Source organism: Shewanella sp. SP1S2-4, from assembly GCF_031932075.1.
GTDB classification, from domain to species: Bacteria; Pseudomonadota; Gammaproteobacteria; order Enterobacterales; family Shewanellaceae; genus Shewanella; species Shewanella baltica.
The window spans coordinates 389,262-405,361 of sequence record NZ_JAUOET010000003.1 but is presented as its reverse complement, the minus strand read 5'-3'; the positions used below and the strand labels follow the sequence as shown (position 1 = coordinate 405,361).

8 protein-coding genes are annotated in these 16,100 nt (G+C 49.2%); 1 reads left to right on the top strand and 7 read right to left on the bottom strand.

What is annotated here, in order from left to right; translation table 11 throughout:
- Window positions 1–328 precede the first annotated feature (328 nt).
- A complete protein-coding gene (locus tag Q4Q52_RS05965) occupies window positions 329–787 on the top strand; it encodes a GNAT family N-acetyltransferase (protein ID WP_300483119.1) in 459 nt (152 codons plus the stop codon).
- An 11-nt stretch (window positions 788–798) separates the two neighbouring features.
- On the opposite strand, the gene recD is transcribed toward Q4Q52_RS05965, so the two are convergent.
- The 7 genes from recD to Q4Q52_RS05930 form a co-directional block, all read right to left on the bottom strand.
- Window positions 799–3,018: an exodeoxyribonuclease V subunit alpha gene (gene recD / locus Q4Q52_RS05960; RefSeq protein ID WP_311990084.1), complete on the bottom strand. Its 2,220-nt coding sequence runs from the start codon at window positions 3,016–3,018 to the stop codon at window positions 799–801.
- A complete protein-coding gene (recB, locus tag Q4Q52_RS05955) occupies window positions 3,015–6,833 on the bottom strand; it encodes an exodeoxyribonuclease V subunit beta (RefSeq protein WP_311990083.1) in 3,819 nt (1,272 codons plus the stop codon). Before recB ends, recD begins: the two co-directional genes overlap by 4 nt.
- Window positions 6,830–10,537: an exodeoxyribonuclease V subunit gamma gene (gene recC, locus Q4Q52_RS05950; RefSeq protein WP_311990082.1), complete on the bottom strand. Its 3,708-nt coding sequence runs from the start codon at window positions 10,535–10,537 to the stop codon at window positions 6,830–6,832. The genes recB and recC overlap by 4 nt, the downstream gene beginning before the upstream one ends.
- 156 nt (window positions 10,538–10,693) lie before the next feature.
- Window positions 10,694–12,898, bottom strand: coding sequence for a DUF3488 and transglutaminase-like domain-containing protein (locus Q4Q52_RS05945; protein WP_311990081.1), 2,205 nt, complete (start codon window positions 12,896–12,898; stop codon window positions 10,694–10,696).
- Window positions 12,895–13,992 (bottom strand): DUF58 domain-containing protein, encoded by a 1,098-nt coding sequence (locus tag Q4Q52_RS05940; RefSeq protein WP_311990080.1) that lies wholly within the window; start codon window positions 13,990–13,992, stop codon window positions 12,895–12,897. The genes Q4Q52_RS05945 and Q4Q52_RS05940 overlap by 4 nt, the downstream gene beginning before the upstream one ends.
- Window positions 13,993–14,091: 99 nt before the next feature.
- Complete coding sequence (locus tag Q4Q52_RS05935; RefSeq protein ID WP_311990079.1) at window positions 14,092–15,003, bottom strand: MoxR family ATPase; 912 nt, start codon at window positions 15,001–15,003, stop codon at window positions 14,092–14,094.
- 185 nt (window positions 15,004–15,188) lie between these two features.
- Window positions 15,189–15,893 (bottom strand): EAL domain-containing protein, encoded by a 705-nt coding sequence (locus Q4Q52_RS05930; RefSeq protein WP_006081528.1) that lies wholly within the window; start codon window positions 15,891–15,893, stop codon window positions 15,189–15,191.
- Between the last annotated feature and the right edge of the window lie 207 nt (window positions 15,894–16,100).

The window sequence follows — 16,100 nt, the reverse complement described above, 5'->3', positions numbered from 1 at the left end:
ACGAACATCATCCTATAGTACAACCGCTGTCATCTTAGTTTTCTTGTCCCTATGAGTGCAAGGTTTTGCTGACTGGCGGCTATTAAGTGGTGAATTTTAACGCATTTGATCGCATTGCAAATAAGGGCTTGTGCATTTGGCGAGTTTATTTTGATTTTTGTGGGGTTAACTGCCAATGTTTTGCAACTGTGGAATCACTTCTAGCCGCGATGAATAGCCGCGAAAAAAATTAGCATTCGGGATGCGCTTCAACATGGCATTGTTGTAGGGAATACTTGGTTGAAAGTCATCGTAAAGAGTTTTGGTAAATGACGAGGGTAAAATCTGTATGATGAATAAAAACATTCGGTTAGCTCAGTTACACGATGCACAGAGTATTCAACTGCTACTTGAGCAGCTAGGTTATGTTTTACCTGTGGCCGCGTTAGCCAAGACGTTAACCGAGTGCCAAGATAATCCCCATTCTCGCACTGATGAGTTACTGGTATACGAGCAACTCAATGCGCAGGGTGAGCCGCAAGTTGTTGCTGTGATGGTCTTGATGTTCTTTGATTATTTCCCCGCTTTGAGTCGTATCTGTCGCATTACGGCGATAGTAGTGGATGCCGACATGCGAGGTCAGGGCATAGGCTCTCGGTTGATCGCCTTTGCAAAAGAAAGGGGAAAGCAAGAGAATTGCCAGTTACTCGAACTCACAACATCGACCCAGCGCATTGCCACACAGCAATACTATGAAAGTATAGGGTTTACCAAAACCTCTTTCCGTTACAGCTTAGTCTTGAGTTAAACGAACCTAACTTAACCCCAAAGCCTGTCGGCAAGACCCGATGCGCGTTGAGTGGCTTGGCTACTGGCCCGCTCGAATACGTGCTGGGTACCTAAGCAGGTAAAGTGCACTTTAGCGCGGGTGATGGCGGTGTAAACCAACTCTTTAGTCAGCAGTTGCCATTGGGCTAAGCTGGGGCTCGGTGGCAGCACTAAAGCCACACGGCTAAATTCGCTGCCTTGGCTTTTGTGTACTGTCATGGCGTAACAGGTTTCATGGCTGGGCAAACGGGCTGGCAAGACTTTTAACAGGCTGCCATCGGCCTTGATGAAGTGCGCCATTAAACGTTCAGGTTTATCTTCATCCTGCAAAATCAATCCGATATCACCGTTAAACAGGCCTAAGTTATAGTCATTGCTTTGGATGATAATCGGCCGACCCAGATAAAACTCCTGCAGCGGTTTAATCAGCTTGGTATTGGCTAGTGCTTGAGTCACATACTGATTGATGCCTTCGACCCCATAATCGCCCGAGCGCATGGCGCATAAAATGCGGTACTGGTTAAAGCTTTCTATGATGTCAGCTGTGCTTGGACGCTTGCTTAAATCACTATTACTCGTATCGCTATTCAAGGCGCTGAGATAAGTGCCATATTGCTGGCAGGCTTGCTCCAGCAGTAAATAGAGTCCCACATTATTAGCAGGCTCGCTTACTTTGGCTTGGGTTTGGCTTACGATCATACTATGTTCTAACCAGCTCAATTCTGCAGGTCCCTGTTGCCATACCTGCAAAATACCTTGAAGATCAGCACGATTGACGGCACTGGCGAGCAGTCCAATCCCTGCATCGCCTTTAAATCTGTGGCTGTGCATTAGCATACACAAGCTATCGCCAAGTTTAGGGGCATTGCTGATATAGGGCGTTAACTCAAAACCCGTTAAAGCACTCAGACGCTCGGCTTGTTCCTTGGAATAGCGCATTTGCCACAGAGCAGGGCTGTTTGACGCTATGTTATTTTGCGCAAGGTTATTGGGAGCTACTGGTATTTTAAGGCCCGCACAAATATCGGCGAGCACAGCGCCAGCCTCAACCGAAGCGAGTTGGTCTTGATCGCCGAGTAAAATCAAACTGGCGTGCTCAGGCAATGCGCTCAGCAATTTATACATCATGGGCAAATCGACCATAGAGGCTTCGTCGACAATCAATAAGTCGAGCCTAAGCGGATTACCTTGATGGTGGCGAAAGTGCGGCGAATTGGGGATCACCCCAAGCAGTCTGTGTAAGGTTGATGCTTCCTCTGGAATGCGCCCCAGTGCCGTTAAAAAGTCTTGATTATTTCTATTGCGAGCTTCATCAACAACATCAGTATGGGCGCTGAGTTCCTTCGCTAGACGCGCTTTTGAGGCTTTGATCGATTCGCTTAACCGAGCCGCCGCTTTTCCCGTTGGTGCGACTAAACGGATTTCCTGTTGTGATTCCATTTGTAACAATAACAAAAGCTTAGTCACAGTGGTGGTTTTACCTGTGCCTGGGCCGCCAGTGATCACCGACAATTTTTGACCCAGCGCTGTGGCCGTGGCGACCTTTTGCCAATCAATGGTCGCTGCGCTTTGTGTGCCTTCACTTTTAGTGATTACATTGGTAGTGAGTGCATTGCGAGTGAGTGAATGGGGATCGCTCACATTGGCAGGGAACAGTTGATCTAACAGTGACCTCAATTTAGCGGTTTGAGTATGCTCTTTGTGGCTTGCCTCTTCAGAGTGTTTAGATACGCTTCCCGATAGGCGGATTAACGAAGCGGCCACTGAGGTTTCAAATTGATGATAACGTTGTAGATAGAGTCTGCCATTATCAAAAATAAGTGGTTTGTTACTGCCATGTTGGCCAACGGCATCAAAGCTTTGCAAGGTCTCTGTGAGCGCTTCGAGACTTAAACTGATTTTACAATGGCTATTTTGCTCGGCCATAGGATTAAGCGGCACGATATGGGCGAGCACTAGGCAACTGTGCTGTGAAGATAATTGCTGGCTTAATAGCGCACACAACAAAATAAACAAGGGTTGTTGGCTGTCACTTGGATGTAAGTGGCTCATCTCGAGTGCGAAATGTCGGTCGAGCGGTGTAAGCAGTCGTTCTTGCTCCCACAGTTTTAACAGCTCTGTTAGCGGCGCGCTAAGCTGAATTGCGCCATGGTCTATCCATTTCGCGGCTGTGAGTGAATGTGCATTTAGCCCTTGGGTTGAGCGCATCATGCCGTGACTCCTGTATCGATTGCAATAGCTAATCTGCTGTGAAATAAATTGTCATTAAAAAGTGAATCCAGCGCGAGAATAAGTGCCTTCGGCGGCTTGTCGTAATAAATACCGTAGCCGGGATACTGAGCCGACATTCCCCGTAAGAACAAGTAATAACAACCGCCGATATGGCTGTCGTAGTCATAACTTGGCAGGCGTAAACTCAAATACCTGTGTAGCGCCAATGAGTAGAGGATGTACTGCAAATCGTACCTATGATCGGTTATGGCACTTTGCAGCGCGCTCTGATGATAGGCATTGATGTTGTCGCCTAAATGATTCGACTTATAGTCGGCGATGTAATATTGACCTTGGTATTCAAAGGTTAAGTCGATAAAGCCTTTGAGCATGCCCTTGAGATCATCAAACTTCAGTGTCGACTCATAGCCAAACTGCTGCAGTAGCGCATTGAGCTCAGTATCCTTAAGCTCGCTTAAAGGTAAATAAAACTCCATTTCGACTAAGGTATCCTGCGGCGATAACTTGGCTAAGCACAGATCTGGATGTTCAGGTTTGGGCGTTTTGGAATTATTCTCTAAGGCCGATGTTGAAGGCATTGTAGTTGGCACTGTTGTTGATGACACTGTTGATGGCATGAGCCCAAGCGGCGCATGCAGCACATCCAGATACCAAGTGTGCAATACCGTTTGCCACTCGGGCGCGATACCGTATTTCAGCATAGCTTTAGGCAATTGCTGCGGTAAGTCTCTGTCTGCCTGCGTAAAATCAATCTCTTCTAGCACTAAGTGCATAAAACTACCTGCGTTAGCGCCACGCTCAAAGTTAAAGCGATTGAGCATGTCATCCTGTGGCTCATGGCTTGGCTCATTATTAATTGAGAGTGTTTGCGCAGCCATATATTCAAGTGAGCCTAATGCTTCGTCATCTGCGCCAGGCGCGGCTTTGCCATGGCTGGTATTTTTAACTAGACCTGAATAACTGCCGACTCGCCACGGCGTGCAGTATTGGCGGGTTAAGGTTTTCGCGCTCAGTATGTTTGCTATGTCTTGGCTTGAGGGCAATGGCCGCTCGTCTATGTCATCGGTCACCTTATCAATTCTTATGGCTTCCACATCTTGTGCGAGCTGCTGCGCAGCATTGCAGATACGGGCAAAGTCACATTCTGAGTCGCCTATGCCCAATAGATAGCCGATGGCGGTTTCATGCAGCTGACTTTTAAGGCCATTTTTAAGCTGACGACTGTGATTAGCGATATACAAATAACACAAATACACAGGGCGAGTGAGCGCCACATATAACAGGCGTAAGTCTTCGGCCAAGGTTTCTTGCTTGGCGCGCTCCCAACCCTCATCCGTGCCTTCGATATCCCATACGAGTTCTTGCTCACCTGCATCGTTGGTTCTGTGGTACAGCATAGGCGTCGGGCGGCGGCGATTGTCGCGGGCTAGGCTAACAAAGGGCACAAAACAAACGGGATACTCAAGGCCCTTACTCTTATGGATAGTAACGATCTGCACCAGATTCTGCTCGCTTTCGAGGCGCAGCTGCTGTTCATCGGTGCCTGTGTTATCAATCAGTTGCTGTTCATACCAATTGAGCAGGGCGCTAATACCATCAAGCTCGGTCGCCTTTTGCTGTAATAGCTCGGCAAGGTGGCGAAAATCCGTCAGGCGACGCTCGCCGTTGGTGGCATCTTGCTCTTGAGTATCTACCTCAGCACTGGCGGTGTGCAGTAAACGGTCAATCAGTTTAGTGCTATTGGCAAGGCTGAGTAGCGCGGGCATGATGCCGCGTTTCTGCCACACTTGGTGCAAGTTAAAAAACTGCTCTAATAACAGCTGTCTGTGTTCTTCATCTTGGTTGAAGGCATGAATTTGCTCGGCGCTGTAGCCTAATAATGCCGTGGCTAGGGCGCTGCGCAGTGCCCGCTCATCCTTAGGATTCGCCAGAGATCGCAAAATTAACGCCATTTCTCGCGCTTCAAGGGTATCGAACACACTGTCGCGACTTAAAAACACTGCGCCTATGTGACGTTTACTCAGTGCGGTTTTCATCACAGCCGCTTCGTTGCGATCCCGCACTAAGATAGCGATGTCTTTCGCGATTAAAGGCCCTTTCGGGCTGTGGCATTCGCCATTGGCCGCATCTGTCAGTAAACGGGTGATCTCCGCCGCTACATCTTCGGCGAGCAAGTGTCTGGCGGTGGTTTTGTTGAGGCCGTTTTCTGCGCTTTCGCTTAAGAGTCTTAATCTTAAGGCGGCTGGATTGACGGTTTTTTCAGTGAGGGTTTTCCCCTTGGCACTGCTGGGCGTTTTCACGCTATCAAAGGGGATCGACTGACTGATAAAAGGATCGTGATGCTGGCTAAAGAGATGGTTAACCCCAGCGACCATGTTTGCGCTTGAGCGGTAGTTGGTATCCAGATGATAGTGGGCCTGCGTATGATGACGGGCCTCAATATAGGTATGGATATCGGCGCCGCGAAAGGCATAAATGGCTTGTTTAGGATCGCCAATCATCAACAGACTGAGCTTATTTTCTGTATCGTTTTTGCCTTGCTCAAACGAGTAGCGGCCTTGGTAGATGCCAGAGAAGATTGCAAATTGCAGCGGATCGGTATCTTGGAATTCATCGATAAGCGCGACGGGGAAACGTGTCGCCACGGCTTTGGGCAAGGTTTCATTATTGGCATGTAGCGCGCTTGCTAAGGTTGTGAGCAAGTCATCGGGAGTCAGTACGTTTTTTTGCTGCTTTTGCTGGGCAAATCGCTCGCTTATACCAAGTTTCGCACTATACAAAAATGCTGGTTTAATGGCGGCAATCAATGTGGCAAGTTGCTCCATATGATCCATCAGCGGCGCTTCACTCACGCTTGGGATCACGCCGCCCTTGTTGAGCTTTAACTCAGACAAGGACAAGGCTTCTAACTCTTTCAGTGGCGGCAACCCATGACCGAAGGCGAGCCAGTTATCCAGCGCATCGAACATGGCGGCGAGCTTGGGGTATTTATCCGTTGCTTTGCCAAAGCGGGTGCCGTTGAGTGGCAAACTGTGTAGCAATGCCAATAAGCCATCGCGTCCCCGCGGCCAAGCTAATTTAAAGCGCTCTAAACTCTGGCGCAGTGACAGGGCCAAGGCATCAAACTTAAGCGCGGGTTTCAGAGGCTTTGCTTGACTGGCGCCAAGGAGCGGTCGCAACTGCTTGACTAAACCATCGGGCTCGCCAAATTCCTTGGCAATGATTTGTGCTAAGTAATCGGGCTGCGGATAACAGGCCTCACGCCAAAAATCCCGCACAGCATGGTGTAAAAACTCGCTGTCGTCCAAGGTAAAGTCCGATTCGAACAGCAGGGAGGACTCAAAGGCGAGATCCGATAAAATTCGCTGACAGAAACCGTGGATGGTAAAAATTGCCGCTTCGTCGAGGGATTTAAGGGCGAGATCGAATCGCCTAAGTGCAATGGCGCGTTCACTCTCTGGGGTGTTGTCATACAACGCCTGCACAAAGGGATCGGCAATCGTTAGCCCTAAGAAGCACTTAAAGGCGACTTGAATACGGCGACGAATACGATCCCTTAATTCTTCGGTGGCCGCATTGGTGAAGGTTACCACGAGAATTTGCTCGCAGGTGAGCGGCGCTGCTATGCCATCGCCAAGCAATAAGCGTAAATAAAGACCTGAAATGGTGTAGGTTTTACCTGTGCCAGCGCTGGCCTCAATCAGACGACTACCACCAAAGGGCAATGTGAGTGGATCAAGCGCCTGCGCCGCTGAATGTAACGCCGCTGCGTTTAACTGCATCTGTTCACTCATGATTGCTCTCCCTGTGCGCTATCGCGGTTTAAATGTGCTGCAGTCGCTTGTACATTGGGAGTTTGGCCTTGGCTCATACCATCGTTCAGCGCAAATTCCTCAAGCTGAGCCAGCGTATCTTTGAGATATAAACTCACCATAGGGCGATAGATGCGCTCGGCTAATGCGCCAAAGCTATTCTCAGAGAAATCCCGCGGAAAACTGAATAAGCGTTGGTAATGGGGCTCGTTCCCTTCACCCAATTGACTCTGCTCATCCAGCCATTCAGGTAACGCTTGCTGCAAACGCTCATCGTGCTCACCTTCGCAGCTGACGTAGGCCAGTGAGGTGCGCGGCATAAAACACAGTGGGTATTGCTGACCTTGATAAAACAGCACCAGCAAATCTGCCAGTAACGCATGGGCGCGCTCAGCAGTGATTGGCGCTAAGGCGTGGAAATGCCCCATGTCGAGAAGATAGCTTGCATGTGTGTGGCCCATTGCCATTAAACACAGGTGGCGAAGGTATAATCTCAGCACATCGCGGCCGTGGGCGCTACCGGGACGGTAATTCACTAATCCCTTAGGGCTGATGTCATCAATACGGCCTTGCAGTAACACTTGCTGGGATTTACCCGCCGTGATGGGCAAATCAAACAGGAGTTTAATATCCGCATGGCTGCTGGCTTGTTCTCCCTTGAGGAACAAGGTTCTACCAATCAAAGGCTTAATATCGTGCTGATATTGGCGTAGCAGCAAATCATCGAAGGGCTGCATTGGCAAACTGCCGCTGGCTTTGAGGCGTTTAATCAGTTCGATATCGGGTTCAGTCAGACCTTGGCCTATGGCATCGTCGAGTAACTGGGCCTGCAACATATAGCGCTCTAGGGCATTTAGGCTAAAGGGCTCGTCATTATCATCGGCCTGAATATTAAGGCTAAGATCGACTTTAAGCGTTCGGTTGAAGAAGTACTGCGCCGGATTTCGAAAGAAACGGATCAGGGCAGACACATCCACTTGCTTGCTTTGCTGCTGAGGAGCAGATACTAGATCTAGCTCAACTGTTTCTAGCATGATGCGAGTTTGTGCGCCGATAAAGCGGCCCGCATGTGTGCCCGCAGCGTCGGCATTGGGCGGACACCATTGCTGGCTGTAACTTTGGCCTATGTTTGAGCCATCTTTGTCATCACGTTGTACTGCGGCTTGATACAACTTAGGATCGAATGGTTGCAGCGGCTGGTGGCTGACGATCGCGTTATAGAGGGCTTTTTCAGCATCTTCTGGGTCTATGGGGCTTGAAGCGTTTTGCGATTGAGCCAATAGCGTTTCAGGCAAATAGCACAGCTGACAATATTCAATCAGTTCAGAGACGAGCATAGAGGCGATACGTTCAGAGTTATCCCGTTCGCTGCGACCGATATAGCTGATATACAGTTGCTCACGCGCCGACAATAAGGCTTCTAAAAACAAATATCTGTCATCGAGACGGCGGGAGCGATCGCCTTTACGTGCACCAAAGTGCGCCATTAAATCAAAGCCGACGGGATGCTGAACCCTAGGATAAACCCCATCATTCATTCCGAGTAAACACACGATCTTAAAGGGGATCGAGCGCATCGGCATCAAGGTACAAAAGTTCACGCTTCCCGCAAGATAACGCTGGCCGACCCGAGATTCGGTTAAGCGTTGATTAAACCATTGCTGCAACACTTCGATACTGAGGCTCAGTCCGCTTATGCTCTGTTGGGCTAGCGTCTCGAACATACTTGTATCTAACGAGTTTGTATCTAATGGCTTACCCGCCGATAGTAACTCTTGCTCTAGGGCGGCAATGGCATCGCGGATTTCCTGCAACTGCTCGCGCTCGTCTTCATCTGTGTCGTAGAAGGCATCCAGTAGCTCAGTTAATTCCGCTAAACGCAGGGCGCCCACTTGCGGCAGGGCGAGTATTTGCGCCGTTTCATCGAGTACTTCAATAAAATTGAGTAGCTTACCTAACGCCTGCGCCGATTGGCCTTCGATGCCAGTGACGACAAGATGGTCTTGATAGAGCGGCGCATCGTCACTCAAGGCGTAACCTAAAATCAGCCTTTTAATACCAAAGGCCCAGGAGTTTTGCGCAAACGCTGGCACACCTTGTTTAAGGCGGCTTTGTTCATCGCGACCCCAGCGCACGCCCGCTTCATCTAACCAGCGGCGGATGAGTTGCAATTCATCGTCATCGAGCTGGAAACGGCGCAAAATGGCGGGCACTTCGAGTATGCTCAAAATGTCGGTCAGACCGAAGCGACTCTGATTAATCCCGAGTAAATTTAAAAAGCTATTGATGAGCGGTGATTCCTGCGCCGCGCCGCGGTCGGCAATGGCGTAGGGAATGTAATGCAGGCCTTGTTTGGCCGAGAAGACGGCATCGATATAGGGGGCGTAGGCGGCGACATCGGGCATCATCACCACTATGTATTTGGGTGTCAGGTCGACATGGTTGCAGAGTAACTCAAGCAAGTGATCGTGCAGGGTTTCGACTTCCCGCAGTGGACTGTGACAACTTTTGACTCGAATGGATTCATCGTCGCGCTTAAGCAGGCGTCTGTGCTTGACATTCTGATACAGCTCGGCATCAGGCCCTAGCACTCTGTCTAAGGTTTGCATCTCTAAAATATCGTATTGCACCCCGTGGAGCATGCTGGCATGACTGTGTGGCGAGTTGGGATCGTCACAGGGCTCACAATACACATCGTCGCCAAAGTCGCAGTGTTCGGCGGGGAGCTCAAGCAGCATATCGAGTAATTCACGGCCCATCTTGCCGTTATTGGCAAGCAGCGGATTGCCTACTTCGAGTTTATCTTCCCATAGTTCTGCTAATTGACGTTTACCCGCATATTGCACCGCCATGCGGGCACGATTACGGGGATCAACAATGTCACCCCAATAGTGCTGACACGGACTTAAGCCCAGCACGATCACATCGATACGGCCTGCCAGGTGGTAAAGCACTTCGAGGGTTTGCGGCGCCATCGAGGAAATGCCAAACACAAATAAGCGTTGTGGCAATTTGGCGAGTGACGTGTCGGGATGATTCAGCGCGGCAATTAAGTCGCTGTGCAGGTTGGCCCTGTGGTAATGGCTTTGATGAAGCTCATCGCGGTTAAAGGCAATCAGTGCGCGCCATAAAATGGGTTGCCAGCGTTGGTCTTCATTCAGCGATTTGGTGAGTGACTCGGGATGCTCGTTTTGCTCCCACGCTAAAATCCAATCGGGGCGATATACTAAGTATTGGTCGAAGATATCGGCGATACGGCCACAGAGTTGGTACAGCTTAATGTCGTCAGCTGTCATATCACTCGTGTCGGCGGCATTTGTGCTGGATTGCTGATGACTTAGATAGTGTCTCAATGGCCCAAAGGCGTCATCTTGTAACATGCGCGGTAAGAGTTGCATCAGCTTCCAGGTCATCGCCGCCTTAGTGAAGGCGTTGTCTTTGGGCACATCGGGCAATAAGTCATGGCACAACTGCCAGGTAAAGCTCGATGGCAGTGGGAATTCCAATGCGGCGGCAATCCCATTTTGTTTGGCGATTTCGAGGCGTAGCCAAGTCGACATGCCAGGACTCTGCACCAGAATATGCTCGTTACTCAGTAGACGTGCAAAAGCAAGGGGTTGGGTCAGGTAAGCGGCTAAATGGGCGCAGAGCACTTCCATCTGATTGGACTGGATTAACTTTAGCATGTGCAACTCGGCATGATGACAGTAAAAACAATTCTATGTGTTTGATTTATAAGATTCAACACTATTGCTGCTTCTGTGGAATTAACCCGCAATTTTAGGCGTTTACTGAGCCTTGAACTGATGCAACTTGGCCGGCTAATGCTCAGTTTACAAATGCTAGGCTAGCGTGAACTTCTTTTTCACCTTAGCCCTGAGCAATAACCAATTCAGTTGCTTCGCCGCCGCTTTAAATGCGGTTAAATGCGCTTGATAGTCATCAGCCGGTAAATCTTGATACTTCAGCGCCACATAACTTTGGGTCAAGGTATGCATCAGCGCACAAAGCTGTGGTGCATTGTGTTGGTATTGCTCGATAATCTGCTGCGCAAATTGGTTTGGCCCATCACTGTCATTACGCTTAATACCATGGCGGGCGAGGCGATTGCAGACCTGTTGATAGCGAGCGCTGATAGGATCGCCCTGAGTGCTAAAATGTAATAGCCCCGCACTGTAGGCGATATAGAGCACGATAAGGCTGATACACAGCCCCATAAATACCGCGATTTTAGTGTTAGTTACATCTCCTAAGATGCCGCTGAGCACTTGATTCTGCCTATCTTGGTTGAAGCCCAGTACCCACACGCTCCAGTAATAATCTATGCTGGCAAAACGTTGCCTTAACTCATTGAGCCAAGGCATGGATTTAAAGCGTAAGCTACTAAAAGGGCTTTCCTGCAGGTAACTCAATGCGGGATCAAACTGGGCGTCAAATCCTTGTTCGATACGATCGGGCGCCACCATAGCGGTCGGATCGAAACGTACCCAACTTTCACCTTCGAGCCAAACCTCAGCCCATGCGTGGGCCATATATTGATAAACGCTGTAGTAACCCGCTTGCGGATTAAATTCGCCGCCCTGATAACCTGTAACCATACGTGCGGGTAAACCTGTGGCCCGCGCCATAACAATGAAGGCGGCGGCATAGTGCACACAAAATCCGGCTTTGTTTTCAAATAGAAAATCATCCACTTGCTGCGGCCCAAGGGGAGGCGGCGTGAGAGTGTAGAAAAAAGGCTCGGTATTAAAGTGGCGCATCATGGCCCAGAGTCGTGGCTTAGGCTCGGGATATTGAGTCTTAAATTGCTCGGCCAGCGCCCAAGTTCGTGGATTACTGTTACTCGGCAGTTCGAGGTTAATCTGTCTTTGCCGCGCAGAGAGCCTGAGATCCATCTTCGCCTTGGGCCAAGACTCCACTTGATAACTCATTCGCTGATCGACATTGCGCAGCGCTAACAGTCGATAGTCGGGCATATTGACCACACTATCATCTTGGCTGTAGGCGACATCAAGACCAAATAACCACGGCTGGTGGCTAGGCTCAGCAATCACTTGGTAACGAAGACTAGGCTTGTTGTTTTGATTGCCTTGTTTTGCAGCATCTTGATCTTCGCTGCTTATCGAAGCGGGGTTCTTTATTAAATCAGGGTTATTGTTCACAGAGTCAGGACTGGTGACTGTCGAAGCTGGATTATTAACCATCAAGGCGGGGCTGGGCCGCGAGGGCGGAAACAGCAGCGCATCTTTTTGCAGCTTTTTAATGCCTTCCTCCTGACGCCAAGTTATACCGTCATAGTTTTCCATCACCAGCGCGCGCCAATATAACTCAGCATTAATGGGCGCCGCATTGTTAAAACTCGCCCTAAAGGCAAGTTCAGTCGAACGGGTGAGCTTGCCGATATCACCAATGGCCAGACTATCAGACAAGCCCGTTTGCGCTTCTTTCATGTTGGGCACTAACCAGAGCGGCGCAAAACGCGGTAACACTAAAAACAACAGCAGCGCGAGGGGCACACTCTGGAGTAAAAATTTACTACCGAGCCACGCCGTGTGTTTTAGGGAGTGTTTATCTTGATACAGAGTCACGAGCACGCAGGTGTTGATCAGCGTCACCACGAGTAAATGCGCGGTATTGAGCAAGGATTGGTGATCAATAAAGGTCAGCGCGATAATAAAATAGCCCGCGAGGACGACAACGCGCACATCCCTTTGGTTACGCATTTCAATGTATTTTAAGGCGTAACCTAACAGCAGCAGATTCACGAGTGCGTTGAGTAAGCCTATTTCCTTGGACACGAGTGCTAATGTGGTTGCGGCGCCGATCGCAAGACTGGTGACCAGAAAACGCGGCGGCTTTGCCACTTTGCCGACATAAATCCCCACACGCCACAGCAAACAAATTGCGCAAATGCCTAAGGTCCAAGGCGTGGTTTTATCAAATAGCGGGCTCAGTACGGCGATATTGGTGATTAATAACCAAAAGAGTGTCTGACGGCTGATGTTATCGCCAATTTGCGGTGTCGTGCTGCTGGCCGTTAATGTCATGCCTGTTCCCCCGAAGTAGGGACATGACGTTTCTTGCTGGTGGTTTTCGCCGTTTTATTCGAGTGCATTGCCGCTGATGACGAATTAACGGCTGACGGCGCTAGTTGTGGATACAAGGCAAGGGCTTTCTGGCAGGCGATTCTATGGTTATGACCGATAGAGGGCGCGATCAATATATCCTCGCCCATGGGTGTTTGCAGATGTAAGCCAAAATACTGCTCGAGTTGCGTGAGTTTATTGATTTGCCAGCTTAATTGACTCAACTGGGTTTCGAGCCGTTTAGCATCGGGTCTGAGTCTTAACCAAACGGGATCGCCTTGGGGCTGCTGGAATTCTTTACTCAACATACCGCGACCCTGCGCCCACTGTTTCCACGCCACTTGCTTGAGGGACTCGCCGAGCACATGGGGTTTAAGTCCTTTAAACTCATCGATGCCTGACACATGTTTACCCGCCAGTAGCAGGGGATCTTGCTCAGACTGAGTATGATCAGCCTCAAGCTGCAGCGGCGCTTCAATCGGCTGGGCAAAGACTAAGTGACTAATGGCCAAATCCACATGGGACCATGCGCGGCACAGCCCTAAGGGATAGAAGGATTCAATTTTGAGCCTACCCGGTGACACTTGGCCCCGCTGATGATATTCGAAGGGCACGAGCGCTTGCTGTTCATCTGTGCTGACGTTATGCACCGTATAAGTGCGATTATGCGGATAGTTAAGCTGGATATTATGACCACTGTGATGGGTGCTGATGAGGACCGGAAAGGTTAAGGTTTCGCCCGCATAGACTTCGGGTGGCGTCATGGCGCGTAAATGTAGACCCGCCAGATTTTTGTAACTGTAGAGAATACAGGTATTAAACAGGCTTAATAATAAGATGCTAAGGCCAATGACTAAGTTATTTTGATAGTTAGTGCCAAATAGATATAAGAGTAAAACCAACCCGAGCCAAACTAAGCCAAAACCGCTCGGCAAAATAAAAATGCTGCGATGGCTTAAGGTGATTTCAGGGCTTGGTGGTAAACGTCTTGCTAACCAACGCTGCCAAATCGGTACTAGAGTCGGAACGAAAGTAGGGCGTATCAGTCGTTTCACTTCTGCATCACTTCCATGGTTGAATGGCTTGTTTTAATGCCTAGGTTAACTGCTCGATTAACTGCATGCCTTAGCAATATTGTTCATGACAGCGGTTCATCACATGATGGGGTTAACACTCACCAGAATTCGCTCTGATAAGGCTTCACCCTGTAATTGGCTACTGGTTCTGAGTCTATGCTCCGCCACGCAGCAAAAGACCGCTTGTACATCTTCAGGGACTAAATAATGTCGCCCCGCTAAAAAAGCCCATGCCTTAGCAGCTTGCAATAGGGCTTTGGTAGCGCGGGGCGATAAACCCACGCTATCACTTTGACTGCGAGAAAAATTCACTAAGGCCAGAATGTAATTGAGTAAGGCATCGGAAGCGCTGACCTTGTCGCATTGTTCTTGCAGTTGCATCAAGGCCAGTGGCGTCAGGCATTGGGGCAGTTGATCTAAGGTTAAGTGGTTATGATTGCTCTTCAGCATCGCAAGTTCGGCGTCGTGGCTCGGATAACCAATAGATAGACGCATCATAAACCGGTCGAGCTGCGATTCTGGCAGTGGAAACGTGCCGGATTGATCGGTGGGGTTTTGAGTTGCGATCACAAAGAAAGGATTAGGCAATCTGTGGGTGATGCCATCGACGGAAATTTGTTGTTCTGCCATCGCTTCAAGCAAGGCGCTTTGGGTCTTAGGGCTGGCGCGGTTAATTTCATCGGCCAAGATCATCTGCTTAAAAATCGGCCCTGGATGGAAGATAAATTGCGCTTGATGTTTATCAAAAATCGACACACCGAGAATGTCAGCGGGCAGCATGTCGCTGGTAAATTGAATTCTTTGGTAACTCAAGCCCAAGCTTTGGGCTATGCCATGGGAAATACTGGTTTTACCCATGCCGGGTAAATCTTCAATCAACAGGTGGCCGCGGGCGAGAATGCAGGCCAAAGCAAGCCGAATTTGCCTTGGTTTGCCCAGTAACACTTGTTCGAGTTGTTGTAGTAATTCGCTGATCCCAGATTGTGCCACGGGTAACTCCTAATACATTTAAAAGCGTAACTGAAAGTGCATGCGAAAGCAGATAAGCTTAACCACTATGGCGGATCATCGCCTGCTTATCCAGTGGCATTTATAGTGCGAAATCAATTACTCGACTGAATGACGTTTAGGCTTGCGTGTGCTGGTGGCGCAAAGTCAAAGGGCGGCGCGTGGATCTATGCAAGACACAGCGCTTGACTGCGGGTGGGGCGAATAAACCAAGATTTAAACAGAAAGCCTTGGACTAAGTCGACGCCTATATCTCGCGCAAACGCCAAGTGGGCTTCGGTTTCTATGCCTTCTAGAATGCACTGTTTATTGGTTTGCTTGGCAAAGTTAATCAGCGCTATGAGTAACTGGACTCCCTCGGGATGCGTGATGTGGGTTAACCAATGGCGATCGAACTTGAGATAATCCACATTCATCATCAAATCGACACAAAGCATGGAGTGGGGCGCGCCAATATCGTCCAGCGCTACCTTGATATTTGCTTGTTTAAATTGGCTGAATAGCTGATTGGCAAGCTGGGCATCGTTAATGCAGGTATTTTCAATGATTTCGACCGTGACTTGCTGGTACTGCGATAATAGCTTTATAAGCTTGGCAGTATGTGGCCCATCGACAGCATGGGGATCGACATTGATAAAAATGCGCTGCTGGCTGGGCGCGTGAGCGAGTTGAAATGCTTTGGCTTGATATTCAACGGCGGCGAGTAATTCTGTGGATTCATGCAATTGCTCGAACACGATATTAGGTGCAACCGCATCGCCATCAGGTAGATAAAAACGCGCTAAGGCTTCATAGCCGTCGATGGCTAACGTATGGGGATCGACAAAGGGTTGGTATTCGCAGCTGAGCGTTAACGAACTAAGGTTAATCATGGGCCTAATGGGAGTCTTAATGCATTAATACTAATTATTCGCATTTAATGCCTCGCAGTGCAAACAAGTTTACGATAAAACGGCGTGATTGCTGAATAATTATTCGCTTTGCTAATTATTTGAATTTAGAGAATATCATTCAGAATTTTTGGCGGTTAAAGCATGAGCATTACCCTAGGGTATGCTGAAAAGTAGGAACTCGATACT